The 26,805-nt window shown below is 66.0% G+C and carries 18 protein-coding genes; 14 read left to right on the plus strand and 4 right to left on the minus strand.

What is annotated here, in order from left to right; genetic code table 11:
- Window positions 1-80: 80 nt before the first annotated feature.
- The 5 genes from gmk (at window position 81) to recG (ending at window position 6,114) form a co-directional block, all read left to right on the plus strand.
- Window positions 81-746 carry a guanylate kinase gene (gmk, locus tag KXV01_RS14555; protein WP_049412766.1) on the plus strand — a complete coding sequence of 222 codons (666 nt, stop codon included), beginning with the start codon at window positions 81-83 and terminating at the stop codon, window positions 744-746.
- Window positions 747-856: 110 nt separating this feature from the next.
- On the plus strand, window positions 857-1,156 hold the full coding sequence (rpoZ, locus tag KXV01_RS14560; protein ID WP_005410877.1) for a DNA-directed RNA polymerase subunit omega: 300 nt from the start codon (window positions 857-859) through the stop codon (window positions 1,154-1,156).
- A 105-nt stretch (window positions 1,157-1,261) separates the two neighbouring features.
- On the plus strand, window positions 1,262-3,424 hold the full coding sequence (locus tag KXV01_RS14565) for a bifunctional (p)ppGpp synthetase/guanosine-3',5'-bis(diphosphate) 3'-pyrophosphohydrolase (protein ID WP_049412764.1): 2,163 nt from the start codon (window positions 1,262-1,264) through the stop codon (window positions 3,422-3,424).
- Between the two features lie 184 nt (window positions 3,425-3,608).
- Window positions 3,609-3,995, plus strand: coding sequence for a RidA family protein (locus tag KXV01_RS14570; protein WP_005410875.1), 387 nt, complete (start codon window positions 3,609-3,611; stop codon window positions 3,993-3,995).
- A gap of 7 nt (window positions 3,996-4,002) precedes the next feature.
- The gene (gene recG / locus KXV01_RS14575; protein WP_263467887.1) at window positions 4,003-6,114 is read left to right on the plus strand and encodes an ATP-dependent DNA helicase RecG; all 2,112 of its coding nucleotides are present in this window, start codon (window positions 4,003-4,005) and stop codon (window positions 6,112-6,114) included.
- A gap of 191 nt (window positions 6,115-6,305) precedes the next feature.
- On the opposite strand, the gene KXV01_RS14580 is transcribed toward recG, so the two are convergent.
- Window positions 6,306-6,485, minus strand: a complete 180-nt coding sequence (locus tag KXV01_RS14580) for a hypothetical protein (protein ID WP_146257777.1) — start codon at window positions 6,483-6,485, stop codon at window positions 6,306-6,308.
- Between the two features lie 163 nt (window positions 6,486-6,648).
- Window positions 6,649-9,714: an autotransporter outer membrane beta-barrel domain-containing protein gene (locus tag KXV01_RS14585; RefSeq protein ID WP_258393606.1), complete on the minus strand. Its 3,066-nt coding sequence runs from the start codon at window positions 9,712-9,714 to the stop codon at window positions 6,649-6,651.
- 775 nt (window positions 9,715-10,489) lie between these two features.
- On the opposite strand from KXV01_RS14585, the gene KXV01_RS14590 reads away from it, so the two are divergent.
- On the plus strand, window positions 10,490-13,816 hold the full coding sequence (locus tag KXV01_RS14590; RefSeq protein ID WP_258393605.1) for an autotransporter outer membrane beta-barrel domain-containing protein: 3,327 nt from the start codon (window positions 10,490-10,492) through the stop codon (window positions 13,814-13,816).
- Between the two features lie 334 nt (window positions 13,817-14,150).
- On the opposite strand, the gene KXV01_RS14595 is transcribed toward KXV01_RS14590, so the two are convergent.
- A complete protein-coding gene (locus KXV01_RS14595) occupies window positions 14,151-14,561 on the minus strand; it encodes a hypothetical protein (protein WP_111097365.1) in 411 nt (136 codons plus the stop codon).
- A 636-nt stretch (window positions 14,562-15,197) separates the two neighbouring features.
- On the opposite strand from KXV01_RS14595, the gene KXV01_RS14600 reads away from it, so the two are divergent.
- The 3 genes from KXV01_RS14600 (at window position 15,198) to KXV01_RS14610 (ending at window position 18,041) form a co-directional block, all read left to right on the plus strand.
- A complete protein-coding gene (locus tag KXV01_RS14600) occupies window positions 15,198-16,136 on the plus strand; it encodes a nucleoside hydrolase (RefSeq protein ID WP_021203710.1) in 939 nt (312 codons plus the stop codon).
- Between the two features lie 88 nt (window positions 16,137-16,224).
- The gene (locus KXV01_RS14605) at window positions 16,225-16,467 is read left to right on the plus strand and encodes a type B 50S ribosomal protein L31 (protein WP_005410871.1); all 243 of its coding nucleotides are present in this window, start codon (window positions 16,225-16,227) and stop codon (window positions 16,465-16,467) included.
- Between the two features lie 296 nt (window positions 16,468-16,763).
- Complete coding sequence (locus KXV01_RS14610) at window positions 16,764-18,041, plus strand: citrate synthase (RefSeq protein WP_111097364.1); 1,278 nt, start codon at window positions 16,764-16,766, stop codon at window positions 18,039-18,041.
- Between the two features lie 123 nt (window positions 18,042-18,164).
- On the opposite strand, the gene KXV01_RS14615 is transcribed toward KXV01_RS14610, so the two are convergent.
- On the minus strand, window positions 18,165-20,006 hold the full coding sequence (locus tag KXV01_RS14615) for an autotransporter outer membrane beta-barrel domain-containing protein (protein WP_240459008.1): 1,842 nt from the start codon (window positions 20,004-20,006) through the stop codon (window positions 18,165-18,167).
- A gap of 178 nt (window positions 20,007-20,184) precedes the next feature.
- Between KXV01_RS14615 and KXV01_RS14620 the strand changes: the two genes are divergently transcribed.
- From KXV01_RS14620 to KXV01_RS14640, 5 genes are all read left to right on the plus strand, one after another.
- Window positions 20,185-20,511, plus strand: a complete 327-nt coding sequence (locus tag KXV01_RS14620) for a hypothetical protein (RefSeq protein ID WP_240459007.1) — start codon at window positions 20,185-20,187, stop codon at window positions 20,509-20,511.
- A gap of 368 nt (window positions 20,512-20,879) precedes the next feature.
- On the plus strand, window positions 20,880-21,242 hold the full coding sequence (locus KXV01_RS14625; protein WP_111097362.1) for a NirD/YgiW/YdeI family stress tolerance protein: 363 nt from the start codon (window positions 20,880-20,882) through the stop codon (window positions 21,240-21,242).
- Between the two features lie 389 nt (window positions 21,243-21,631).
- Window positions 21,632-22,738 carry a hypothetical protein gene (locus KXV01_RS14630; RefSeq protein WP_111097361.1) on the plus strand — a complete coding sequence of 369 codons (1,107 nt, stop codon included), beginning with the start codon at window positions 21,632-21,634 and terminating at the stop codon, window positions 22,736-22,738.
- Window positions 22,739-23,482: 744 nt separating this feature from the next.
- Window positions 23,483-23,992, plus strand: a complete 510-nt coding sequence (locus tag KXV01_RS14635; protein ID WP_111097360.1) for a CS1 type fimbrial major subunit — start codon at window positions 23,483-23,485, stop codon at window positions 23,990-23,992.
- A 61-nt stretch (window positions 23,993-24,053) separates the two neighbouring features.
- The gene (locus tag KXV01_RS14640; protein WP_111097359.1) at window positions 24,054-26,774 is read left to right on the plus strand and encodes a TcfC E-set like domain-containing protein; all 2,721 of its coding nucleotides are present in this window, start codon (window positions 24,054-24,056) and stop codon (window positions 26,772-26,774) included.
- Window positions 26,775-26,805 lie beyond the last annotated feature (31 nt).

The raw sequence follows: 26,805 nt of genomic DNA on the forward strand, positions 1-26,805 counted from the left end.
CCGTCCTGGCGCGATCCGCCGCGCCGGACCTGGAACACCGAGGAAAAAAGTTTGCGAAATCAACCCGTTGGATCCCCCGCATGAGCGCCCCGTCGAAACCGTCGGACACCGTTGCGCGCGGCACGCTGTACATCGTGGCCGCCCCGTCCGGCGCCGGCAAGAGCAGCATCGTCAACGCCACCCTGGCGCGTGACCCGCAGATCGCCCTGTCGATTTCCTTCACCTCGCGCGCGATGCGCCCGGGTGAGGTGAACGGCCAGCACTACCACTTCGTCAGTGCCGAGAAGTTCGAGCAGATGATCGCCGCCGGCGACTTCTTCGAACACGCCTGGGTGCACGGCGACTGGAAGGGCACGGCCCGGCAGTCGGTGGAGCCGCAGCTGGCCGCTGGCCAGGACGTGCTGCTGGAGATCGATTGGCAGGGCGCGCAGCAGGTGCGGCAGCTGGTGCCGGGCACGGTCACCGTGTTCATCCTGCCGCCGTCCAAGCAGGCGTTGCAGGACCGCATGCGCAAGCGCGGCCAGGACAGCGAGGCGGTCATCGCCCAGCGGCTGGGCGCAGCCCGCGATGAAATGCTGCACTTCAACGAGTTCGACTACGTCATCGTCAACGAGGTGTTCGACACTGCCGTGGACGAGCTGTGCGCCATCTTCACTGCCAGCCGCCTGCGCCGGGAGGCCCAGAAGGTGCGCCACGCCGCCCTGATCCAGGCCCTGCTGACCCCCGATGCGGGTGCAACTGACTGATTCCAAAAGAATCGGGTTGGGGTTGGCTTGATTTTGTCCAGCCCCTGCCAGTACACTCCGTCCCCTTTCCCTCATTCGACTGAGCGGCCGATCGGTCGCCGGGAGCCCGTATGGCCCGCATCACCGTAGAAGATTGCCTGGAAGTCGTTAACAACCGTTTCGAACTGGTCATGATGGCGTCCAAGCGTGCCCGTCAGCTCGCCAACGGCGTGCAGGCCACGCTGGACAACAGCGAGACCGAGGACAAGCCGACCGTGCTGGCGCTGCGCGAAATCGCCGCCCGCAAGATCGACAACGCGCTGATCGACGAAGTCGAGAAGGCCGAGCGTGAGCGCGCCGAGCGCGAAGCGCTGGAGTGGGCTGCCGCCGAAGTGGTCGCCGACGAAGACATGTCCAAGAACGACGATTGATCGCATCGATCAACGTCATTGCTGGATCGCCGAACAGCCCGCCCCGTGCGGGCTGTTTCGCATTCAGGATTTGCCGTAAACGTCGCGCTGGAATAGGCTTCGGGCATGAACCCAGGCCCCACTGCCAAGGTCGCCGCAGCCCCCGCTGCCGCCGTACCCGACTACGTCCTCCAGCTTGAACGCGCCGCCCACTACCTGCCGCCGGAACAGCTGCCGCTGTTGCGCCGTGCCTGGGAAGTCGGAGCCTCCGCGCACGCTGGGCAGACGCGCAAGTCGGGCGAGCCCTACATCACCCATCCGGTGGCCGTGGCCCAGGTGCTGGCCGAGCTCGGCCTGGACGTGGAAGCGCTGATCGCCGCGATCCTGCACGACACCATCGAAGACACCCCGCTGACCCGCGAGGCGCTGGCCGCCGAGTTCGGCGAAGCCGTGGCCGAACTGGTCGACGGCGTCACCAAGCTGGACAAGCTGAAGTTCCGCGACCGCCAGGAAGCGGCCGCCGAGAGCTTCCGCAAGATGCTGCTGGCGATGTCGCGCGACCTGCGCGTGATCATGATCAAGCTGGCCGACCGCCTGCACAACATGCGCACGCTGGGCGCGCAGAGCCGCGAAGCGCGTGGCCGCATCGCCCGCGAGACGCTGGAGATCTACGCGCCCATCGCCCAGCGCCTGGGCATGAGCCTGGTCAAGAGCGAGCTGCAGAACCTGGGGTTCAAGGCGCTCTACCCGTGGCGCCACGCCATCATCGAAAAACACATCCGCAGCCAGCCGGTGGTGCGTCGCGAAGCGATGGCGCAGGTGGAAGTGCAGCTGTCGCAGCGCCTGGCCAAGGAGGGGATCGAGCATCGGCTGATCAGCCGCATCAAGACCCCGTGGAGCATCTACAACAAGATGCGCGACGAGAACAAATCCTTCGACCAGGTGATGGATGTGTTCGGCTTCCGCCTGGTCGTGCGCAGCGTGCCCAGCTGCTACCACGCGCTGGGCTCGGTGCACGCCACCTTCAAGCCGCTCGATGGCCGCTTCCGCGATTTCATCGCCATTCCCAAGGCCAACGGTTACCAGTCGCTGCACACCGTGCTGTTCGGGCCGTATGGCTCGCCGATCGAAGTGCAGATCCGTACCGAGGAAATGGACCTGATCGCCGAACGCGGCGTGGCCGCGCACTGGACCTACAAGTTCGGTGGTGACTCGCCCAACAGCGCGCAGAGCCGTGCCCACGCCTGGATCGTCGAGCTGATCGACTCGCAGCGCGCCGCCGGGTCCTCGCTGGAGTTCCTCGACAACGTCAAGGTCGACCTGTTCCCGGACGAGGTCTACCTGTTCACCCCGAAGGGCAAGATCCTGGCCCTGCCGCGCAATTCCACCGCGCTCGATTTCGCCTACGCCGTGCACACCGACGTGGGCAACATGGCCGTGGCCTCGCGCGTGGACAAGAAACTGGTGCCACTGCGCACCAAGCTGGTGTCGGGCCAGTCGGTGGAGATCATCACCGCACGCTCGGCCACGCCGAAACCGCAGTGGCTGGAATTCGTGGTCACCAGCAAGGCACGCACCGCCATCCGCCACCAGCTCAAGCAGCTGGAGCACGAAGATGCCGTGCAGCTCGGCCATCGCATGCTCGACCGTGCGCTGGAAGCGATGGATTCGTCGCTGGAACGGCTGCCGAAGGGGCGCCTGGACGCGTTCCTGGCCGAGCACCGTTTCCCGCGCCTGGAGGCGCTGCTGGCCGAGGTCGCACTGGGCAACTGGATGCCGACCCAGGCCGCGCAGGCGCTGATGGCCTACGCCGAACTGCGTGGCGGCCCGCATTCGCGCCACCACTCGCAGGAGAAGATCCTGATCAACGGCAGCGAGCGCGGCGTGGTCACCTTCGCCGGCTGCTGCCAGCCGATTCCCGGCGACGAGATCATGGGCTACCACACCGCCGGCAAGGGCATCGTGGTGCACCGCATGGACTGCCCGAACCTGGCCGAGCTGCGCAAGTCGCCCGAGCGCTGGGTGCCGATCGGCTGGGACACCACCGTCTCCGGCGACTACGACACCTCGCTGGTGGTGGAAGTGGAGAACGGCACCGGCGTGCTGGCGCAGCTGGCCGCCGCCATCGCGCAGAGCCACTCCAACATCGAGCGCGTGGACTACCTGGACCGCGACTTCAACGCTGCGGTGCTGGCGTTCAACATCCAGGTGCGCGACCGCAACCACCTGGCCGAGGTGATGCGACGCCTGCGCCGCCTGTCGGTCGTGCAAGCGGTACGCCGCCAATAACCCTGCTTCGGATCCGGGGTCGGATCCCTCTCCAACGGAGAGGGCTCTGACCCCATCGCGTGACCCGATCTCATGCACGGGGTCAGAGCCGTTTCCCGGCGGGAAACGGATCCGACCCCAGCCGACGCGCGCCCCAGCCGGTACAATCACCGCTCTGTTTTCCCCCAAAGCACCGGAGCGACCCATGTCCCGCCAGATCATCAACACCGAAAAGGCCCCTGCCGCCATCGGCCCGTACTCGCAGGCCGTGCGCGCCGGCAACACCGTGTATTTCTCCGGCCAGATCCCGCTCGACCCGGCCACCGGCGACATCGTCGGCGCCGGTGACGTCGAAGCGCAGGCCCGTCGCGCCTTCGACAACCTCAAGGCCGTGGCCGAAGCCGCGGGCGGCTCGCTCGACAAGGTCGTGCGCCTGGGCCTGTACCTGACCGACCTGGGCGAGTTCGCCAAGGTCAACGCGGTCATGCAGGACTACTTCCAGGCCCCGTACCCGGCCCGTTCCACCATCGAAGTCTCCGGCCTGCCGAAGGGCGCCAACTTCGAGGTCGACGCGGTGATGGTCATCGACTGACCGCCACGTGGCACGCAAGGCGGCGGTCACCCCGGTCCTGTCACCGTCCGGCGAAGCATCCCTGGCGATGCTCGCGGGCGTCGGTCCGGCCGTGGCCGCCAAACTGCAGGCGCGTGGCCTGGCCACCCTGCAGGATCTCTGGCTTCACCTGCCGCTGCGCTATGAAGACCGGACCCGGCTGACCCGCATCGAAGACCTGCGCCCGGGCGTGCCCGCGCAGGTGGAAGTGCGGGTCACCGCGGTCGAACGCGGCATGCGCTACCGGCCCATGCTGAAGGTGGCGGTGGAAGATGAAGGGCGGGGCACCCTGGTGCTGCGCTTCTTCCACTTCCGCCAGCAGCAGGTCGGCCAGTTCGCAGTGGGCAACCGGCTGCGCTGCTTCGGCACCCCCAAGCCGGGCCACCTCGGCCTGGAAATCGTCCACCCCAGCTACCAGGTGCTGGGCCGCAGCGATGATCCCGAACTCGGCGACCGCCTCGACCCGGTGTACCCCATCGTGGAAGGCGTCGGCCCGATGACCATGCGCAAGCTGATCGGCCAGGCGCTGGACCGCCTGCCCGAGGAAAGCACGCTGGAACTGCTGCCCAGCGGCTGGCTCGATGGCCTCGGCCTGCCGTCGCTGCGCAGCGCGCTGCTGACCGTGCACCGGCCGCCGCCCGATGCCGACCTGGCCGCGCTGGCGGCCGGCACTCATCCAGCGCAGCGTCGCCTGGCAATGGAAGAGCTGCTGGCCCACCACCTCAGCCTGCGTCGCCAGCGTATCGCGCTGCAGGCGCACCATGCACCGCCGCTGGCCGGCCCCGGCAAGCTGGCCAAGGCGCTGCTGAAGCAGCTGCCGTTCGCGCTGACCGGCGCGCAGGCGCGCGTGTTCAAGCAGATCCGCGAGGACCTGGCGCGCCCCAGCCCGATGCTGCGGCTGGTGCAGGGCGATGTCGGCTCCGGCAAGACCGTGGTCGCCGCGCTGGCGGCGATGCTGGCGGTGGAGCAGGGCAAGCAGGTTGCATTGGCTGCGCCCACCGAGCTGCTGGCCGAACAGCATCTCAACAACCTGCGCGGCTGGCTGGAACCGCTCGGTGTGCGCATCGCCTGGCTGGCCGGCAAGGTCACCGGCAAGGCGCGCGCCAAGGTGATGGAGCAGGTCGCCAGCGGCGAAGCGCAGGTGGTGGTCGGCACCCACGCACTGATGCAGGAGGCCGTGGTGTTCCAGGATCTGGCACTGGCCATCGTCGACGAGCAGCAACGCTTCGGCGTGCATCAGCGACTGGCGCTGCGTGACAAGGGCGCGGGAGGCAACAGCGTGCCGCACCAGCTGGTGATGACCGCAACACCGATTCCGCGCACGCTGGCGATGTCCGAATACGCGGACCTGGATGTCTCGGCCATCGACGAACTGCCACCGGGCCGCACGCCGGTGCAGACCGTCGCACTGAACAATGACCGTCGCCCGGAGCTGATCGAGCGCATTGCGCTGGCCTGCCAGGAAGGGCGGCAGGTGTATTGGGTGTGCACGCTCATCGAGGAAAGCGAAGAGCTGGATGCAACCCCCGCGCAGGCCACTTACGAATCACTGCAGGCACTGCTGCCCGGCGTACGCGTCGGGCTGGTGCATGGCCGCCTGAAAGCCGCCGAAAAGCTGGCGACGATGGTGGCGTTCAAGGCCGGCGAGATCGACCTGCTGGTGGCGACCACCGTGATCGAAGTGGGCGTGGACGTACCCAATGCTTCGCTGATGGTGATCGAGAACGCCGAGCGCCTGGGCCTGGCCCAGCTGCACCAGCTGCGCGGCCGTGTTGGCCGTGGTTCGGCTGTGTCGCGCTGCGTGCTGCTGTACCAGGCGCCGCTTTCGCAGATGGCGCGCGAGCGCCTGCAGACGATGCGCGACACCAACGATGGCTTCGTCATTGCCGAAAAGGATCTGGAACTGCGCGGTCCCGGCGAACTACTCGGTACCCGGCAGACCGGCCTGGCCGGTTTCCGCATTGCCGACTTGGCCCGCGATGCCGGCCTGCTGCCCGGCGTGCACGACCTGGCCGAACGCCTGCTGGCCCAGCAACCGGCGCTGGCCGACCGCGTGGTCAACCGCTGGATCGGCACCGCCGTGCGCTACGCCTCGGCGTAACAGCCGAAGGGGTCAGCCGAAGGGGTCAGACCCCTTGCTGCGCAAAGGGCTCTGACCCCATCCACGACGGGAGTGCGCGTCCCCCGGTAGCGCCGGGCCATGCCCGGCGGCCGTGCGCGCCAGGGTCGCATCCCTTTGCTGCGCAAAGGGCTCTGACCCACTTCCAGTCATCATCCACGCATGGCGTGGATCTACTTCGCGCTTTGCGCGTGAGTCGAGCGTGGGCTCGACTCTACAGATGTTGCAGCGCCCACCTTGCCTTCCGCATCGCGCGGGATGCCGTAATCGTCCAGACAATGGAACGCGACCGTTGCGGGCGTGCCCGCACCGGCCGGCAGCGGCAGCACGGCCTGTCCGTCCGGCGCGATCACGTCCACCTCCAGCGGCCGGCCCTTTCCGTGTTCATCGTGGTGTGCATGCAGGATGACGCAACATGTCAGATGATGATGTGGCTTCGGTTGGTTGTGCCCAGCATCCGACCAGAGATATCGCCGAGGGACATATCGACGCGGTGCAGCCAAACGAAGTAGCGTCTTACCAGCGGTAGTTCACCCCGAGCTGCGCACTGGTCTGGTAGTAGCCACTCGCTTGCTGGCGGGCCAACCCAGCCCACACGCTCACGCCGTTGGCAAACTTCAGCGACGCTCCGGCACTTACTTCGGCACGCTTGCCTGGAACGCGTGCGTCTACCAGTTCTCCATCCATGTACACCTGCGATTCGGCGCGGTTAAGCAGCCAGTTGGCAGCCAGGTACGGCTGCACCTGCGCCGCACAGTCTTCCCATCGCGTCACGCCTGACAGGCGCAGGCCTAAGCGACCGAACAGGCCATCGGCACCACCGGTGGTCACCACCGTGCCGTTGGCTTCGGTGTGGCGTGTGACGCTCCAGCGGTCGTAACCGACCTGCAATTGCGGTTCCAGGAACACGTTGCTGTTCCTGTTGCTGCCGCCCAGGCGGAACGCATAGCCGATTTCAAGCGCGCTCTGCCACACGCGGCTGTCATAGCGCTCCGTTGCCAGGCCCACGCCTTCCACACGGTTGCGGAACTGCGACCGCTGCACGGTGCCATCCACGTAGAAGCCGCTGTAGGGATCTGCCCCACCACCCGCATGCCAAGTGCCATATACGCCCAGCGCTTCACCCTTGACCTTGCCGCGGGCGTAGTAGCCGCTGAAAGCGTTGGTGGATGTGCTGGCGGCATTGCCGCTCGATAGCATGATGCCCACGCCACCGTCATTGTGGGTGCGCCACAGGTCAGCACCGACGCTCAGCGTCTGGCTGTTACCGCGGATGCGCAGCTGGTGGCTGGCCGCATCGAAGCCCCGGCGGGCTCTGTCTACGCGCGCCCAGGCGCGCCCAGCGTTCTGGCCTGCGCTGCGCTCGTGGTAGCCGATCCGCATCATCTCCTGCGAAGCACGCAGGTTAGCGAGATACGCGCCGCCCTCGGGACGGATCACAGGGTCGGGATGCGGAGGAGGGACCGGGTTGCCATCTCCGGGATCGATGGGATCCACCGGATCCGCCGGTTCGATCGGATCTACCGGATCCACCGGATCTACCGGGTCCACCGGATCTACCGGATCCACCGGATTCACCGGATTCACCGGATCTACCGGATGTACCGGATCGACAGGCGGTGTGCAGCTGGAAGGATCGGCGTCGCACGGGTCCGGCGGCGTCGGCAATACCGAGCGCAGGTACCAGTTGCCATCGACGCCAGTGCCCTTGTGCAGGAAATATTCGTACTGGCCGCCCACGGCGCGACCTGCCAGGATGAACTGGCCATTGGATGTCCCGCCTACCGAAATAAGTTTGATGCCGTCCTGGGTCGCTGCTCCGGCGCCACCCACATTGGTCACCCGGATGTTGGCGGTGCCCCGCGTGTCGCCGCCAATGATAAGCCGGTCGGTGGGCGCATCGTCGCCGTCAAGCACGGTGCTGAAGAGGAGGGTGCCGCCATCACCAATGAAGTCGCCGCTGATCGCCAGCGTTTGGAAGACATCGCCCCCGCCCAACGCAAGCACGGCATCAGGGCCGAGTAGCAGTCGGTCGATGAGGCTGGCGCCAGTCATCTGCCACAGCGCATTGTGCAGGGCAATGGCCCGCCCACCTTCGATCCTCCCGGCCAGCGTAGCGCCGTCGCCCAGCGTTACGTCCAGGCCGGAGTCAGTGCTCTGGCCGATCAGATCGCCGGTCAGATGCGAGGCGTGAACCTGCAGATCCACTTGGGCGCTGCCCTGCGCGCGCAGCAGGACGCCCGAACCGGTGGCCAATGAAGCACCGTTGCGCAGCGTGATGGTGTTCGTGCCAGCCGTGTTCCCAGTAACCTGCACGGCGTCGCCGTTGACGGAGGTAATCCGCGCGCCATCGAGCACGGCGCTGGTAACGCCGCCATAGTTTTCCACGCGCAGCCCCGCCCGATTCCCCTCGATACTCCCGCCCAGCGCAACAAGGGTGCTGCCGCTCTGCATCAGCACGCCCATGCCACTGGCCGAGCCGCCCTGCAGAAGGCTGTCGCGTAATGCCAGCGTGCTGCCACCCGAGAGCACGACCGCTGTGCCCGACGCTGCAGTGACGGCGGTGCGGTCCAATCGCGCCTGGTTTCGGGAGCCTTCCACGCGCAGCCCTGCGCGATTCCCCTCGATGCTTCCGCCCTGCGCAACGAGGGTGCCGCCGCCCTGCATCAGCACGCCCATGCCGTTGGCCCCGCCGCCCTGTAGAACACTATCGCGTAGTAACAGCGTACTCGCACCGGACAGCTCGACCGCTGTGCCCGACGCTGCAGTGACGGTAGTGCCTTCCAGTCGCGCCTGCGCAGGTGCCGCCGCACTGGCGGTCGTGCTGATCACCACGCCGCCTGTGGGCCCGGCAAGGGTGCTGCCGGTGATGTCCGCTACGCTGTTGATCATGGACACGGCGATTCCGCCTGCACTGATCCGGCTGTCAGCCAAGCTGGCACGGCTGTCGGCCATTCTTAGGCCAACGCTGGTCAGCACATTGGACGTACTCAGATCGACATCGTCCAGACGAACGGTCGCCCTGTCCTCGACATCCACGCCAATCAGGCTGGCTGAGAGCACAGAGCGGGAGAGGCTTATATCAGTACCGGCGCGAATCGCCCAGATGCCTGTCCCGTCGGATTCAATATCCACCTGATCGAGATAGGCAACGCTGTTGTTGATCAGCGCGGCATACCCACCGCGGACGACATACCCAAGCATGCCGCCTCGCATATCGAGCTTGCCCCGCAGTACATTCACAAAATCAAGTCGGGCATTCTCTGCTTCCAGGCGCGAATCGGTCACGAAGGCGTTAAGCACGCGCGATTGCGGTCGCAATTGCAGCACTGCCCCGTCAAGGACGAACCAGTCTTCCACGCGGTCGCCGGGTTGAACGGCATGCGTTGCGTCGGGTCCTGAGACAGTCGCGGCCAGAGCCTGCGAGGTCGATATGGCAAGGGCGGCCATAAGAGCGAGCGTCAGGGGGCGCGAGCGCGGTGCATAGCGGTTTGACATCGTGTCGCACTCCTCGAAAGGCTGGGATGCGCCAGAAGATGTCGCAATTGCATCGATTGACGCGGGGCCATTGTCGTCGAGCACCTACGCTGAAACCATGCAACAAGTTGCAGATTCGCAGCCAGGCCCACCTGGAGCAGATCACGACAGGCAGGGCGCCTACCGTCCCGATGGCTTGGCCGGCAACGGTGACGTCAGCCAGATGTCGGTGTGATATGTGTAAATCGCGCTGGGCTATTCTCCGGTGGCATTGGTGTAGGTTGCTGGTTCCTTCCGAAGACCCCGATGCGTCTGCCAAACAGCAAGACCTCCGCCGTGTGGCTAACGGCTTCCACCACGATCACACCCAGGAGGGCGATGTGACATTGACCGGGAAGGCGCGGCAGCGGACTCTACTCGCTACGAGGGAATCCTGGCCAGCGGCGGGTGGCGATTCACCACGCCGGCCGCTTGGCCCCCACTAACCGACAGCGAAGAGCCATTAATTAGATTCCATGCCTCCAGCGGATCTCCGGCCACCACCTCGACCGACTGGTTATCGAGATTGCCTGCCAAAGCGACAGGCGCAACGGCCGTTGCGACCAGTGCGGCGACGAGACCCAGGGCCAGTGGGTGAGGGACTGGCGCACGGGCGCGTGCAGGGACCAGAGTGCGTTTTATCGGCTTTTTCTAGGTGAGAGTGGAGACGCCGGACGAAACGCGGTGCTGCGACGCGCCCGCTCGTACCTTGCGAGATATAGCTCAGGCGGATGAAGCGTCTGTGAGCGCATGGGTGTCCAGTAGCAATCGTCAGCATGCCGTAGATGACGCTTCTGACCTATGCAATTTGTTGCAGATCGCAATGCCACAGCCTGTGGAAATGTTGACGGTTCAGCTACATTCTTTGAATCGAATTCGATGGCCGACAAGGGTCGCAGTGCGGATGCTTGCCACCCCGCCGGTTTCACGGCGCGCCTTCAGAGCTGAATCCATGTGCAGTTTCCCTCCCGTCCGTCACATGTTGGCGGCGTCTATAGCGCTTTCCCTTTCCGTGCCGGTGGCCCATGCTCAGCAGGTCGTTGCCGATGGCACGACGGAAACCCCGGCTCCAGGCGAATACGCCACCATTGGCGACGCCGAGCACGCATTCCATGCTTTAAACGGCGGCAGCATTGCTGCAACGGGTGAAGTGACCCTGCAGACCGGAGGTGAGCGCGCCGCCGCGGCACGTGCCGAGGGCGCCAGCAGCCGGATCGATCTGAGCGGCGGCAGCGTGCTGACCACCGGCTACGGCGCGGTCGGGTTGTCGGCCGATAGCGGTGGTCACATTCAAGTCCAGGGCACGCGCATCGGCACCAGTGGCACGGCGGCAAGCGGCATCAGCGTGACCGGCGGTAGCCTGACAGCCGACGGAGTAACCGTCACCACGCGGGGAGGGGGGGCACATGGAATTACCCTTAACGCAGGCGTTGTTGCCGTGCATGACAGCGCCATTAACGTCTTGGGAAGCAGTTCGCACGGGCTTTTTGTGGAAGGCGGCAGCCTACTGGCGGAGAACGTAACCATCAACCATGCTGGAGGCGGCGCCGGCGTGTGGGCGCAGGCACTGGGTACGGGGGACATCACCCTGCGCAACGTCACCATCAACGGCACTGGGGGCGGGGCGATGGGTGTAATGATCGGTGCTGGCAATACGGCGATGTTGCACAACGTGGACATCAGTCTGACCCATGCGCGCTCCGGAGATGGACTGTTGGTGGGTGGGGAGGTGCAGATGTACGGCGGTCGCATCCACGCTGGAGGCGATAACGCAGCGGCGATCAGCTTCGGATCCCGAGACGGCAAGGTGCTACTGGACGGTACGGATGTGTACGGCAAGTTCGGCGTCCTGATGATGACGGACGCGCAGCTGACGTTGCGCAATAGTGCGGTGACGAGTGAATCGACCGGTATCAACGTCAACCAGCGTGGCGGCCTGGTGGACATCGCCAGCTCCAACATTACCTCCCGCAACGGCGTCGGCGTTCTGGTGCTGAACGACTCGGCCGTGTCCATCACTGGCTCCAGTATCACTGCGGGTGGTGAATTCTGGCAGGCCATATCAGTCATGGGCGGCCACACCGCCGTCTCGGACAGTGTGCTGCGCACGTTGGGTGACAATGGCCATGGCATTTATGCAGAAGGCGGCAGCGGCCGCCCGCTCATTGACGCGACGCAGGTGGACGTTCTGACTCAAGGCGACCGCGCCATCGGCGCGATCGCACGTCTCGGCGGCAGCGTGAATCTGCTGGACAGTCAGGTGGTCACTCTGGGCAATGCAGCGCATGGCGTGCTGGCGGGTGGGCGGGGAGAACTGACGCTGTACAACACCCACGTCCGCGCGGAGGGCGAAGACGCTTACGCGGCCGTAATAAACGACAACGGCCGGATGACCATCAACGGCGGGTCGCTCGTCAGTACCCGACACGGTGGCCTATGGGTACGCAGTACCCGTGACGCGGGTGTGACCCTCGGCGGCGGGACGGTGGTTTCTGGCGGCAACGGCATCGGCATGGCGCTGGATGCGGCTGTCGCAGGACGCTTCGACGTGGCGCTGCAGGAAGGCTCGCAGTTGCTAGGTGACATAGTCACTACTCCCGACGACGTAGCCGCTGGCCTCTTGCCACAGTCGCAGGTGCATGTGCAGCTGGCCGACGGCGCGCTGTGGTTGGGCACTTCAGATCTGGTGCAGACGCTCTCACTGGATGCCGGCAGCCAGTGGACGCTGACCAGCGACGCGCGTATCGGCGAGCTGGAGGTACGCGACAGCACGGTAGCGATATCTGATGGCAGCGGCCGCTTCAACATGCTCACTGTGGACGGCGATCTGCACACCGAACGTGCGACGTTGCTGTTCAGCGGGGCGCTGGGCGGTGATGGCTCGGCTATTGACCGCCTGCATGTGCGCGGCGGCGCCACGGGCGATGCGCAGGTGGCCGTGCGCAACATCGGCGGAGTAGGCGGGCAGACCGTGGACGGCATCGCACTGATCCAGGTGGAGGGCGCCGCATTGGCGACCTACACCTTGGCAGGGCGCGCGGTGGGCGGTACCTACGAATACTTCCTGCACAAGGGCGGCCTGACCGATCCGAGCGATGGCATCTGGTACCTTCGCTCGCAACTCGGTGACCGCTGCGAGCTTGATCCGGCGGCGCCGGGATGCGAGGTTGCACCCGGTCCGGGACCTGATCCCGGTGAGGGGGGCGAAGGCGGAGAGGAGGGCGGTGGCGATCCAATCACCCCGCCGGTTGTGTTGCGCCCGGAAGGTGGGGCGTACCTGGCCAACCTCACCGCCGCGCAGAACATGTTCGCGCTGGGCTACCACCACCGGCACGCCGGCCAGAACAGCGGCCGGGGCTGGGTGCGTGTGGATGGTTCGCGGAATGGTTTCGATGCGGTCAGCCGCCAGCTCGATATCCGTGGTAACAACCAGTCCCTGGCCGTGGGTGCCGATCTGGTGCGCAACGATGCAGGCAGCGCATTCGGTGTGATGCTGGGCGGCGGCAATGCCAGCAGCACGTCGGTGAACAGCCTCACCGGCTATTACGCCCGCGGCAAGGTGAAGGGTGAAGCCTTGGGTGTGTACGGTACCTGGCGCGCCGCGCATGGCGACCCGTATGCCGGTTTCTACGTGGATGCCTCAGTGCAGCGTGCGCAGTTCCGCAATCGCGTGGAGGGCGTGGCCCTGACCCCGGAACGTTATGACAGCAAGGCGTGGCAGGGTGCGGTGGAAGCGGGTTACGCGCTGCGTCTGGGCGGCGATGCCCGTGGCGGCCTGTTCCTGGAGCCGCAGCTGCAGGTCGGCTACAACCGCTGGGACAGCCTGCGCCATACCGAAGCCAACGGCACGGTGGTGACCACGCGTGATGCCGATGGCATGTTCGGCCGTGCCGGAGTACGCCTGTCCGGGGTCACCCGCTGGGGCAATGGTGCGGCCCAGGTACAGCCGTTCATTGCCGCGCATTGGCTGCACCAGCGCGCTGCCTCCAGCGTGCTGATGGATGACGAGCGGGTGGATGCACGCATCCCGCGCAGCCGTGGCGAGTTCAGTGGCGGTGCGTCGGTGAAGTTTGCCGGCGGGGTAGGGGTGTGGGGCGGCCTGGCGCTGCAGCGCGCCTCGGGCTACCACCAGATCAGCGCACAGATGGGCGTCAGCTACAGCTGGTAAGCCGATGCGTTAAGTGGGGTCAGAGCCCTTTGCTGCGCAAAGGGATCCGACCCCATCCCCCCAGCGCGATTTCGCGGCCCCCCCCTGTAGAGCCGAGCCCACGCTCGGCTGCGCTTCGCGTCGGGGTCAGATCCCTTTGACACGCAAAGGGCTCTGACCCCATCCACGCCGGCGCGTAGGTAGCGCCGGGCCACGCCCGGCGGCGTTTCGCGGCCCCCCCCCTGTAGAGCCGAGCCCACGCTCGGCTTCTCTTCGCGCTGCGCGCATGAGTCGAGCATGGCTCGACTCTACAGAAGCGTCGTCCACGCATGGCGTAGATCTACTGGGCAACGACCTAGGCCGCCGGCAACTGCATCCCTACATATTCGGACAACCCGCGGCAGGCCAGCAGCAGGCCCTCGCGCACGTCATCGCCGACGTTCTGAACCTCTTCGCCATCCACACGCAGGCGCTCACTGGCGTGCAGCATTTCCAGCAGCACGGTCAGGCCCGCCGCCGCTCGGTCGATGCGGGCCAGGGCCATGCATTGCCCGGGCGAATGCCGCGCGCTCGGCCAGGGCTGGCCATCGGCACCTTCGCCATGGCGGATGCGGCGCAGGCACTCCAGCAGGCTGGGGCCTTCGCTGCTGTTTGCCGCCTGGGTGGCAGACAGCGTGGTTTCCAGCGTGCGCGCCAGCGCATCGGGGATGCTGGCGGCGGCGTCGCCGAGGGTGGCGAACAGCAGGGGATAGTGGGAAGCAGTCATGTCGGCAATCCTCATGCACAAGGCAGGAAGCCACCAACGCGTAGGCGAGGGTGGCGGGCGGTGAGTGGTTGCAATACCGGTGACCAATGCTGATAAGCCGGCGGGCACGGGGCCCCCACGCACCGCCCGCCATGGAAAGCACGGACGGATTGCCTGCCGGACGCCGCGCACGAGCACGCGCGCAACGCCGGCAGGCAAGCGTAAACAACATGGTCAAACGGGATTGCAAGCCCGTGCCATCCGTTGTCGATGGCCCTGCAACATTTCCATGTGAAGCGTTGGCGCCTCTATGAGGATTGTTTGAAATCTCGAAATACGTGCAATTGGGACGTGGGCGGGCGTTTGTGGTTGATTGCGTCAGTTCTGATTCGCGAGAATGGGGTCAGAGCCCTTGCCCGGTGGGCACGGCATCCCCCCGGGTAGCGCCGGTCCAGGCCCGGCGGCCGTTCGCGCACCGCCTGTAGAGCCGAGCCCATGCTCGGCTGCCCTTCGCGCTGCGCGCGTGAGTCGAGCATGGGCTCCACTCTACAAAGGCCGCAGCCGACCAATTTCATCTTCATTCCCCCCGGCGCAGGGTGGTCTTGCAACGGTCATCAACCCGGTCCACACTTCGTTGCCGATCTGAAGACGGCAACGATGACCCACAAGATCCCGCTGTTGATCGACACCGACCCCGGTGTGGACGACGCCCTGGCCCTGCTGATGGCCTTCGCCGATGAACGGCACGACGTGGTCGCCCTGACCATCGCCGCCGGCAATGTCGGCCTCGAGTACACCGTTCGCAACGCCCTCAAGCTCTGCGACATCGTCGGCCGCGCCGACGTGCCGGTGTTTGCCGGCAGCCCGGATCCGCTGCTGCATCCCTCCGTCGACGCTGCCCACGTGCATGGCCGTGACGGCTACGGCGACGTGGACCTGCCGCCGCCCAGCCGCCAGGCCGAAGCCGAGCACGCCGCACTGGCCATCCTGCGCCTGTCGCACGAGCACGCCGGCGAACTGATGCTGGTGATGCTGGGCCCGCTGACCAACCTTGCCCTGGCACTGAAGCTGGACCCGACCCTGCCCGAGCGCATCAAGCGCATCGTGGTGATGGGCGGCGCGGTCACCTGCCACGGCAACATCACCCCGGCGGCCGAATTCAACATTGCGTTCGACCCGGAAGCGGCGCACGTGGTGTTCACCTCGTTCAAGCACCTGCTGGTGTCGGACTGGGAGGCCACCGTCGCCCATGGCCTGCCGCTGCAGGACGCCGAGAAGTGGCTGCAGGCCGATTCCGATCGCGCCCGCTTCTACGAACTGATCTCGCGCAAGACCCGTGGCCTGTCCGAAGACAGCAAGGGCGGGCGCTGGTACACCGCCGATGCGGTGGCCATGGCCTGGGCGCTGAACCCCGAAGGCCAGCTGCGGGTCGAGTCGCGCCCGCTGAACGTGGAGCTGAACGGCACGTTCAGCCGCGGCGCCACCATCGTCGACTGGAACCGCCAGACCGGCCAGCCGGACAACTGCGATCTGCTGATGGCCTACGACCAGCAGCGTTTCGAGGCCCTGGTGCGCCAGGCCCTGGGCGCGGACTGACGTCCGTGGCCCGGCACCGGTTGCCCCGGGCGGCAACCGGTGCTTATAATGCCGCTCTTGACCACCAGCCCATTTACGGTGTGAGCCCATGAAGGCCGATATCCATCCGAACTACCGCGACGTCGTCTTCCATGACGTCACCTCCGATTTCAAGATCCTGACCCGCTCCACCATGGCGACGAAGGAAACCATCCAGTGGGAAGACGGCAACGAATACCCGCTGGTCAAGGTTGAAATTTCCTCGGCTTCGCACCCGTTCTACACGGGCAAGCACAAGGTCATCGACACCTCGGGCCGTATCGACAAGTTCCAGAAGCGCTACGCGCGCTGATCTGTCGATCCAGCTTCGAACCAACGGCCGCGCTCTGCGCGGCCGTTTGTTTTTCCCCAACGCCAACCCAACGGGCGTTTGGATGGACGGAACACTGCGTTCGTGTGACAACGCTTTTGCCGATCCGGGCCGCTCAACGGCCGGCGTCTGGCTGCCTGTCGTATACGACTTCTGTCTAGCGCCGGGCAAATGCTGCTGTGCGATAATGACCTGATCCCCGGCACAGGCCGAGGACGTCATTCACGTGCCTGACCAACGCGCTTGGGCAGGCGCCTTCCCATGAAGGAGCGCACACAGTGTCCGATCTTGATCAGGTCACGCTCAACGCCGGCGACAAGTCGGTCGTTCTGCCCGTCATCAAACCCACTCTCGGCAACGACTGCGTCGACATCGCGAAGCTGACCAAGGAAACGGGGTTCTTCACCTACGATTCCGGCTTTACCGCGACGGCCAGCTGCAAGTCTGCCATCACCTACATCGACGGCGACAAGGGCGTGCTGCTGTACCGCGGCTACCCCATCGAACAGCTGTCGGAGAAGTCCAGCTACGTCGAAGTGGCCTACCTGCTGATCAACGGCGAGCGCCCGAGCGCCCAACAGCTGAAGGCCTTCACCGATGAGCTGGCTGCCGAAGCCAACGTCGATGCGTCGATCAACGCCCTGATCAGCAGCTTCGCCAAGGATGCCCACCCGATGGCCATCCTGACCGCGGCCATCGCGCAGCTGTCGGCCATCTATCACGACTCGCTGGACCTGTCCGACGCCGAACAGCGCCGCCAGGCTGCCGTGCGCCTGATCGCCAAGGTGCCGACCCTGTCGGCCCTGATCTACCGCCACGGCAAGGGCCTGCCGGCCAACAAGCCGGACACCTCGCTGGATTACGTCAGTCGCTTCCTGAAGCAGACCTTCGAGTCGGCTGATGGCCAGTACGAGCTGAACCAGGACGTGGTCAAGGCGCTGGACCTGCTGTTCATCCTGCACGCCGACCACGAGCAGAACGCCTCGACCTCGACCGTGCGCCTGGTGGGTTCGACCGGTGCCAACCCGTACGCATCGGTCGCCGCTGGCGTCACCGCGCTGTGGGGTCCGGCCCACGGCGGTGCCAACGAAGCCGTCCTGAAGATGCTGGAAGAGATCGGCAGCGCCGACAATGTCGAGTCCGCCGTGGCCAAGGCCAAGGACAAGACCTCCGGCTTCCGCCTGATGGGCTTCGGCCACCGCGTGTACAAGAACTTCGACCCGCGCGCCAAGGTCATCGGTGAGATGACCAGCAAGGTGCTGGACCAGCTGGGCGTGCAGGACCCGCTGCTGGACGTGGCCGTGAAGCTGGAACAGGCCGCGCTGCAGGACGAGTACTTCGTCGCCCGCAAGCTGTACCCGAACGTCGATTTCTACAGCGGCATCATCTACAAGGCGCTGCAGATCCCGACCGAAATGTTCACCGTCATGTTCGCCCTGGGCCGTACCTCCGGCTGGGTGTCGCATTGGCTGGAACAGCAGGTCGACCCGGAAATGAAGATCGGCCGTCCGCGCCAGGTCTACACCGGCAGTGACGTGCGCGACTACCAGGGCTGATAAGCCCGCTGGTGTAATCGCATGAAAAAAACGCCCCGCAGATGATGCGGGGCGTTTTTTGTTGGGCTGCGTTTTGGGGGCAGCGCACGACCTTTGGTCGTGCGGCACTTTACTCTTCGCGCATCACCATGCGTAACTCAATCCCACCTGTGCGCTGGTCTGGTGGTAGCCGGACGCCCGCTGCAACGACAGCCCGCCCCACGCACTCACCCCATTGCCAAATTTCACCGACGCACCGCCGCTGAACTCGCCACGGCTGCGCGGAATACGGGCGTCTACTCCTTCATCATCCATGCGCACCTGGGCGTCGTTACGGGTATGCAGCCAGTGCGCGGCAATGTACGGCTGCACCTGCGCCACGCCATTCCCCCAGCGCGTAACCCCGGAAAGTCGCATACCCGCACGCCCATAGAGTCCATCAGCATCCTGCGTGGTCACCACCGTGCCGTTGGCTTCGGTATGCCGCAGATCATCCCAGCGGTTGTAACCCACCTGCAGTTGCGGCTCCACATAGATGCCAGCGTTTGAAGCGCCGCCTGCCCGGAACGCATACCCGGTTTCCACTGCACCCTGCCAGACCTTGCTGTCATAGCGCTCCGGGGTCAGGCCCACGCCTTCCACGCGGTTGCGGAACTGCGCACGCTGCACCGAGCCGTCAATGTAGAAACCCGCATACCCATCCTCACTGGGGCCACGCCACGTGCCATAGACACCCAGCGCTTCACCCTTCACCTTGCCGCGCGCGTAGTAACCTGTCAGCGCGTTGGTGGAGGTGCTGCTGGCATTGCCGCTGGACAGCATCAGGCCGACGCCGCTGCCGTTGACACCTCGAAGCATATCCACGCCCACGCTCAGCGCCTGGCTGTTGCCACGCACGTCCAGCTGGCGGCTCACCGCATCAAAGCCGTTACGCGAACCGTCCACGCGCGCCCAGCCGCGGCCACCGTTCTGGCCGGCCTGGCGGTCGTGGTAGCCCAGGCGGAACAGGTTGCCGGCGGCGGTCAGGTTGGCCAGGTAGGCGCCGCCCTCGGGGCGCAGTACCGGATCCGGATCCGGGATGGGATCAACAGGCGGATCAACAGGCGGATCAACAGGCGGATCAACAGGCGGATCAACAGGCGCGCACCCAGGCAACGTCGGGTCGGCATCGCAGGGGTCCGGCGGCACCGGCAGCTGCGAGCGCAGGTACCAGTTGCCTGCACCACTCGCGCCGCCCTTGAACAGGAAGTACTCGTACTGCCCGCCCACCGCGCGGCCGGCCAGCGCAAACTGACCATTTGACGCGCCGTCCACGCGGATCAGTTCAATGCCATCCACGGTCTGTGCGCCTGCGCCGCCCACATTGTTGACCGCCACATTCGCCGAACCACGGGTATCGCCCAGCACATGCAAACGGTCCGTACTGGCATCGTCCGCGCCAAGCACCGTGTTGAACAGCAGCGTGCCGCCGTTGCCGGTGAAGGTGTCCACATCGAGCGTGTTGAAGGTACTGCCGTCGCCCAGTGCCACCACACCGCCAGTGTTGAGGGTCAACGCCCCGACGTCGCTGTTGCCGCGCAGCTGCCAGCGGCCGCCATCGTCCAGCGAGGCACTGGTGACATTGGTGAAAGCACCGGTAAGGCTGCCCCCGTTGGACAAAACAACGTGCGCCTGGCTGCCGCCCTCGGCCACAAGAATATCGCCGACCAGCGAACTGCCCTGTACATCCAGGTAGACCTCTGGGGCAGCGGAGGTGGGGCGCGGTGCCACCTCCAGGAGGTTGCCGTTGCCGCCTACCAGCTGGCTGCCGTTGCGCACGCGGATATACGCCTCGGTGAAAGGGCCGGTGGGATTGACGGACGTCACGACGATGGCTGCGCCGGTTGTACTCTCCACCGTGGAGCCATCGATAAGGGTCTGCGACGGCTGCGTCATCGGCGTATCGGCCACGTACAGCTCGAGCCCCTGGGTGCCGCCACGTACCATGCTTCCGTCCTGGATCGCGAGTGGGCCTCCGAAAGACCGGATGCCGGTAGTTCCGCCGGTCACTGTCGTGGCAGAGAGCGATACATCCGTCTGCGCGCCCATTGCCACCGCCGCCGAGTCACTTTGAATGGTGCTGTCGCTGACACGAACCACTGTGACAGGACCACCGAACGTGTAAATGGCGAACAGGCCCTGTCCGGTCGTGGCCGTCAAGGTTGAGCCGGAAATTGTCGCCGCCCCGTTGATCTGCACCGCGTTTCTCGAAGCGGGCGAGGCCACCGATGTCGCCCCGTCCATGAACAGGGTTCCCTTGCCGGAAATCCCGCTGGCCTGCGCTCCCGGCAGCAACGTCAGCGTACCGCCGTCGGAGATCCGCCAAGATTCGGCCGGTGTGCCAGGGCGCACCGTTGCGCTGCCGCCTGGCGGCACGACCCCGGCGAAAGCGCCGAAGCTCGCGCCTGCGGCCAGCACGAAAGTTGATATCGCCCGGGCAAGGCGATGGTGAGGGATAGGATTCATGCGGAGGTCCCTATTGGTTGAGTGCTACCGTAGCGTCGGCGTATGCGCCATGGCGGAAGGTCGCCACTGTGAGGTCCTGCGAGGGGGGAGAGAATTCAATTAGTTGCAAGAAAGTGTCTGATCACGACATTTCTAAGCCTCGATTCAGATTCCCACGCCGCTTCGTGATGCCAACGTGAGACTCGGATCACAGGACGATGATGGCTGCGTGGCACGCGCGGCCAGAAGATCGGCCCGCCGTGAGGGGCTTTATTTGCCCGGCGGAGTGCGCGTTCACGCATTTTCGGACGAATTCGATAGGCGCCTGCGGGCGCGGGAGGCACCCTGTCGCCTTTTTCTCCGAATGGAATATCGATGAACCGTCTTTTTGCGCTGGCCCTGCTGGCCACACCCGCTCTGGCACCCTCCATGGCCTACGGCCAGTACGTCGGTACCGATGATTACCCCTTTACGTCCACCGTGACCGAAGCACGCGTGCAGCGCGATGAACAGCCCGTCGTACTGCAGGGCACGCTGGTCGCCAAGGTCGGCCACGAGCGTTATCGGTTCCGCGATGCCACTGGCGAAATCGAGGTCGAGATCGATGACGATGAAATGCCACAGCACCGGACCATCGATGCCAGCACGCAGGTGGAGTTGCACGGTGAGGTGGACAAGCACCGGTTCAAGCCGACCGACATCGATGTTGACCATGTGCATGTGATGTCCGCGCGGTAGCGGGCAGAGTCCAAGCTTGGTTGGCACGCCATCGGCGTCGGCACCGTACCTTGGTAGCGCCGGGCCATGCCCGGCGGCTTTTGCTCTGATATGCGCGTGCGCGCAAGACCATCCACGCATGGCGTGGATCTACTGACGCTCGGCGCCGGGCCCGTGCCCGGCCGCTCCTGCCCTGGTAGGTGTGGACCGTTGGTCCGCACGATTTCGGCGCACGCGCAACGCCATCCACGCATGGTGTGGATCTACTGATGTGCTTATCAATGCACGCGTGGCGTCGATCTACCCCCGGCAAGACCGCGTGATTTACAGGTCTCACCAGCTTCACAAGCGCTCGCGCAGCCTCCTAATGGCCAGCTGCAGCCGCAGCACTGTTACGGAGCCTTCATTCCATGAGTACCCGATTCGACCCACCCGAGCGTGGCCCACTCGGCCCTGACGTCGCCACCGTCGTCACCGCCCCCATCGTGGCGCCGCCCAGCGAAAGCGCTGTCTCCTGGGGCGCCATCTTCGCCGGTGCTGCCGCGGCCGCCGCGCTCTCCCTCATCCTGCTGATCCTCGGCGTGGGCCTCGGCCTGTCCTCGGTCTCGCCGTGGTCGTTTGAAGGCGTCAGCAAAGAAACCTTCGGCTGGTCCAGCGTCGCTTGGCTGACCTTTACCGCACTGGCCGCCTCCGGCCTGGGCGGTTACATCGCGGGCCGCCTGCGTACCAAGTGGACCCAGCTGCACGGTGACGAGACCTACTTCCGCGATACCGCACACGGCTTCGTGTCGTGGGCCGTCGCCACGCTGCTCACCGCCGGTCTGCTGACCTCGGCCATCGGTGGCGTGCTGGGTGCAGGTGCCAAGGTTGCAGGCGCCACGGCAGGTGCTGCAGCGTCCACTGCAGGCGTTGCCGCAGCCGGTGCCGGTGCGGCGGCTTCGGGTACGCCGGAAGGCGACCTCAACTACTGGGTGGATTCACTGTTCCGTAACGCAACCACTCCGGGCCCGGAAGCCGCCGCTGCGCCGCCGGCCCCGCCTGCACCGGGTGCCGCCGCGGGCAGCAATGCCCCGATGGATCCCGCTGCACCGCCGCCGCCGCCGCCGCCGGTGGCCGCAACTGCCGGCCCGCGCGACGCCCGTATGGCGCCGCCGCCGCGCCCGATGCCGGGCCATGGCCCGATGGGCGACCGGCGTGAGGTGCGTGCCGAAGTGAACCGCATCATCGTCAACAGCCTGCAGGGTGATGGCCTCGACCCGGCTGACACCCAGTACCTGGCCAGCCTGATCGCCCGCGAGACCGGCATGAGCCAGGCCGAAGCCCAGGCCCGCGTGACCGACGTGCAGACCCGCATGCGTGCTGCGTTGGAAAAGGCGAAGAACACGGCCAAGCAGGCGGCCGACGACGCCCGCAAGGCCACCGCCTATGCCGCGCTGTGGCTGTTCATCACCCTGCTGATCGGTGCGTTCTTCGCCAGCCTCAGCGCCACTTGGGGCGGCCGCCGCCGCGACCTGTAACCCGCATTCCATGCAAGGAGACCTGCCATGAAAATGATTCTGCTCTGGCTGTTGGGCGTGCCAATCCCGCTGTTGATTCTGTACGCGATCTTCTTCTGATCGTGCGATCTTGAATGAGCATCAGGCCGCCGAAAGGCGGCCTGATTGTTTTGGGCTCTACTGCGATCCTGTAGGCATTCCGGTAGCGCCGGGCCGTGCCCGGCGGCTCTTCGCGGTTGGCGTGTGCGAAGAGCATCCACGCATGGCGTGGCTCTACTGCGGTTGAGGTAGCGCCGGGCCATGCCCGGCGGCTTTGACGCGTGCGGTGGGTGTCTGCGAAATGCATCCACGCATGGCGTGGCTCTACTACGGGTGAGGTAGCGCCGGGCCGTGCCCGGCGGCTCTGTTGCGTGCGGTGGCTTTCTGCCAAGAGCATCCACGCACGGCGTGGCTCTACTGCGGTGCGCGCGGTGCACTTTGGAACGTCGCAATTGACCAGCGTCGGTGCGTCGCCCTGCGCTCTGCAATACACTTAATTGCATTGTCGATTGGGAGAAGTTGCATCTCTCTTAATCTCTGATGGCCTTCAAGAAACACAATTTGCAGACGCATATTTAGGAATCGTTGAATAGATTCTGCAGCCAGACAATTCCTACCATTCTCTCCGTCATCTCACCCCCCACCCTCCGGTGTGGTGACGCTCTCCTCCCAACTCCCCCCGGGAGGAGAGCACCTTCTTTTCATTGTCCGAGAGAGACAACACCGATGAACACTTTCCTGAAAAAGGCCGCGCTTGCTGCAGCGCTGGCCACCGCTTCGCTGTCCGCACACGCCGCCGAAGCCGAAATTGCTGTCTGGGCTGACGTGGATCCTACCTTGGCCCTCCTGAAAGAGAATGGCACTGCCTTGGACGACTCGGTCAAGCTGGTCTTCAACCCCGTTCTCGGCCGGCTTGCGGACTGGACCGATCGCGTCCGCATCTACAGCAACTCTCCCAGCAAGGATATCGAAGTGCGCCTGGGTGCTGATCCGGTGCTGCTGCGGCAAGGTGGCGGCGGTACTCCAGTGCCGCTGGCGGTTAGCCTGAACGGTGCTCCGCTGTCCACCGCCCCGCATACCTTTGAAGCCAGCAAGATCTTCGACGGCGCTTTGAACGGTGCGTCCATTCCAATGGAGCTGCGCATTGGCCACGGCGGCACCGACAAGATCGACGTCGAAGGCAAGTACGAGGGCATCGTCACCATCGCCATGGTCCAGGCCGCCGGCACCCCGTAACACCCAGCGTTGACCCCGCGCCGGCCCGACCACCGGGCCGGCCGCACCAGGCACCACACCCATGAAAGCTCCCGCACCCGCCGTCACCCGGCTGGCGGTCGCGCTCGCCTTGTCGCTGGCCACGCCGCTGGTCGCGGCACGCGGCGTTCCCGTCGGTTTCGAGGATCTGGTCGAAGGCCAGACCGAACAACTCGACATCCGCCTGTTCGGCCGCAGCGCCGGCCTGTCGCCGGTGCGCGTCACCCTGGAACACGTGCAGCTGGAAGATCCCGCGCGCGTGCTGCAGGCGCTCGACCTTTCAGCCGAGGCCCAGGCCGCGCTGCTGCCCGCGCTGTCGGAACCGCTGGCGCGCAACAGCCATCTCGCCTGCCGTTTTGGCGGCGCCGAAGCCGGCTGCGGCTATCTCGATCCGCCAGAGGACCCCAACGCCGTGCGCGCGCTGTACGACGAAGGCGAGGGCGCGGTGCGCCTGTTCGTGGCCAAGCAGTGGATCACCGCCGAGCCTGCCGCCAGCCGCTTCCACCAGATCAGCAGCAACGCCGAAAACGCCTTCCTGCACCAGCAGACCATCAACCTCAGCGGCGGCCGTGGCTACCAGGCCATCACCGCCCAGGGCGCGGGCGCGCTGGGAATGTTCGAGCGCGGCCACATCGCCGTGGACTGGAACCTCAACAGCCAGCAGTACCGCGGTGGCCGGCGCCGCCACGATTTCCAGTTCGACAACGCCTACTACCGCCATGACCTGGGCCAGCAGTACTACCTGCAGGCCGGCCGCATGGATCGCCGTAATCTGTCCAGCCCGCAGGGCGGCACCTTCAGTTTCAGCATGCTGCCGATGGACCGCTTCGCCGGGCTGCGCATCGGCACCACCCAGGCCTATGTGGATACCGAAGCAGCCGTGCAGTCCACGCCGCTGACCGTGCTGCTGGCCCGCGATGCACGCGTGGATGCCTTCGATGGCGAGCGCCTGCTGCAGAGCTTTTATCTGCAGGCCGGCATCAACGACCTGGACACGCGGCGCTTCCCGTTCGGCAACTACACCGTCACCCTGCGCATCTACGAAGACGGCGTGCTCGTTCGCAGCGAAGAGGCGCCGTTCGACAAGGGCGGCGACTGGGCCAACAGCAGCGTGCAGTGGTTCATGCAGGGCGGCCGCCGCAACGAGCGCCGCAGTGACCGCTTCGATGGCGAGGTGGCGGCCATGGCCGGCCTGCGCGTGCCGATGGGCCGCGACATGGCGCTTACCGCAGGCGTCGCCGATCTCGGCGGCTTCAGCTACGGCGAGCTGCGCGTGGACCTGCGCCACATGTTCACCACCCAGGACGTGCGCGCCAGTTTCAGCGGCATGCGCGGCAGCGATGGCAGCAGCGGCCAGCAGCACCAGCTGTCCTACCGCCGCAAAACGTCCTGGAACGTCTACCAGCAGCGCATGCGTGGCCGTGCCTGCCAGTTCGAATTCGATACCCGCGACCGCCTGGCCTGCGCCGATTCGCTCAGCGCCTCGATGTCACTGCCCATCGGCGGTGGCAACGCCTACGTCGCCTACACCCGCCGCCAGACCTGGAGCCGAGGCACCGTGCTCACCCCCGACCCCGATGACCCGATGGCCGCGCTCGACCCGCTGCTGCCGTGGGAGCCGCGCTACAGCCGCGACCCCAACCTCACCCGCACCTGGCAGGCCAGCTACAGCCGCGTGCAGCGCTGGCAGGAGTTCAGCGTCTCCACCCGCGTGGGCGTCTGGCAGCAGGCCACGCAGCGCAGCGCGGGCGACAGCCGCGACCGCGGCATCTTCATCAACCTCAGCCTGACCCGCCTGCAGCGCCGTGACATCGGCAGCTCGCAGCGCCGCTACGCCGTGGATGTGCGCCAGCCGCAGCACGCGCGCCCGGATGTGAACTACGGCGCCAGCCAGACCCTGCGCCAGGAAGTGGATGCCCTGTACCGCGAGGCCACCGTGGACCTGCGCGGCAACAACAACGACCGCTACAGCGCATCGCTGAGTGCCCAGACCCAGAACAAGTACGGCCACACCGGCGCCAGCGTGTCGCATTACCAGCAGCGCGGCGGCGACGAACTGAGCTATACCGCCACCCACAGCTCCGGCCTGGCGCTGGGGCGTCGCGGCTTCTACTGGGGCGGCGGCCTGGGTGCCGAGGCCGGCCTGGCGGTGCAGGTGGATGGCACCGACGATCTGGAACTGACCGGCGTGGCCGCCGAGCTGCAGGTGGGTGGCCAGCGCAAGCAGCGGCTGGCGCTGGGCGAACGCCGGCTGATGCCGCTGTCGGCCTATCAATCGCACCGCGCCGAAGTGCAGGACGCCAGCGCACTGAACAGCGATGCCGCCATCCGCGTGACCGGCGTGGGTGGCGCGCGTCCGCTGTTCCTCGCGCCCGGCCGCCTGGTGCGCATGCCGGTGCCGATTGAAGTGACCTACACCTTCATCGGCAACGCCCGCGACGTGGCCGGCGTGCCGCTGGGCGGCGCCCGCATCCTCAACGCCCCCGTGCCCGGCACCGGCAGCAACGGCGGCTTCGTGGCCGACTTCCCGCGCCGCGAACGCACCCTGTACCTGCTGCAGGACGACCGCCTGCTGCAGTGCCCGCTGCAGGTGCGCGAGCGCCGCAGCGTGGTGATGCTGGTGGGTGCGGTGAACTGCGAGCCGCTTTCGGTGGCGCAGCTGCCGCCGGATATCCGCCAGCAGGCGCGGGTAACCCGGCTGCTGCAGGAACAGGCGCTGATTGCAGGCACGCAGCAGACCGCTGCGGCAGGAGGTACGCCATGAAGAGGGCGATTCGCGGATTGATGTGGGTGAT

Origin of the sequence: Stenotrophomonas sp. Ps181 (genome assembly GCF_025697425.1) — a bacterium.
Lineage (GTDB): Bacteria > Pseudomonadota > Gammaproteobacteria > Xanthomonadales > Xanthomonadaceae > Stenotrophomonas > Stenotrophomonas sepilia.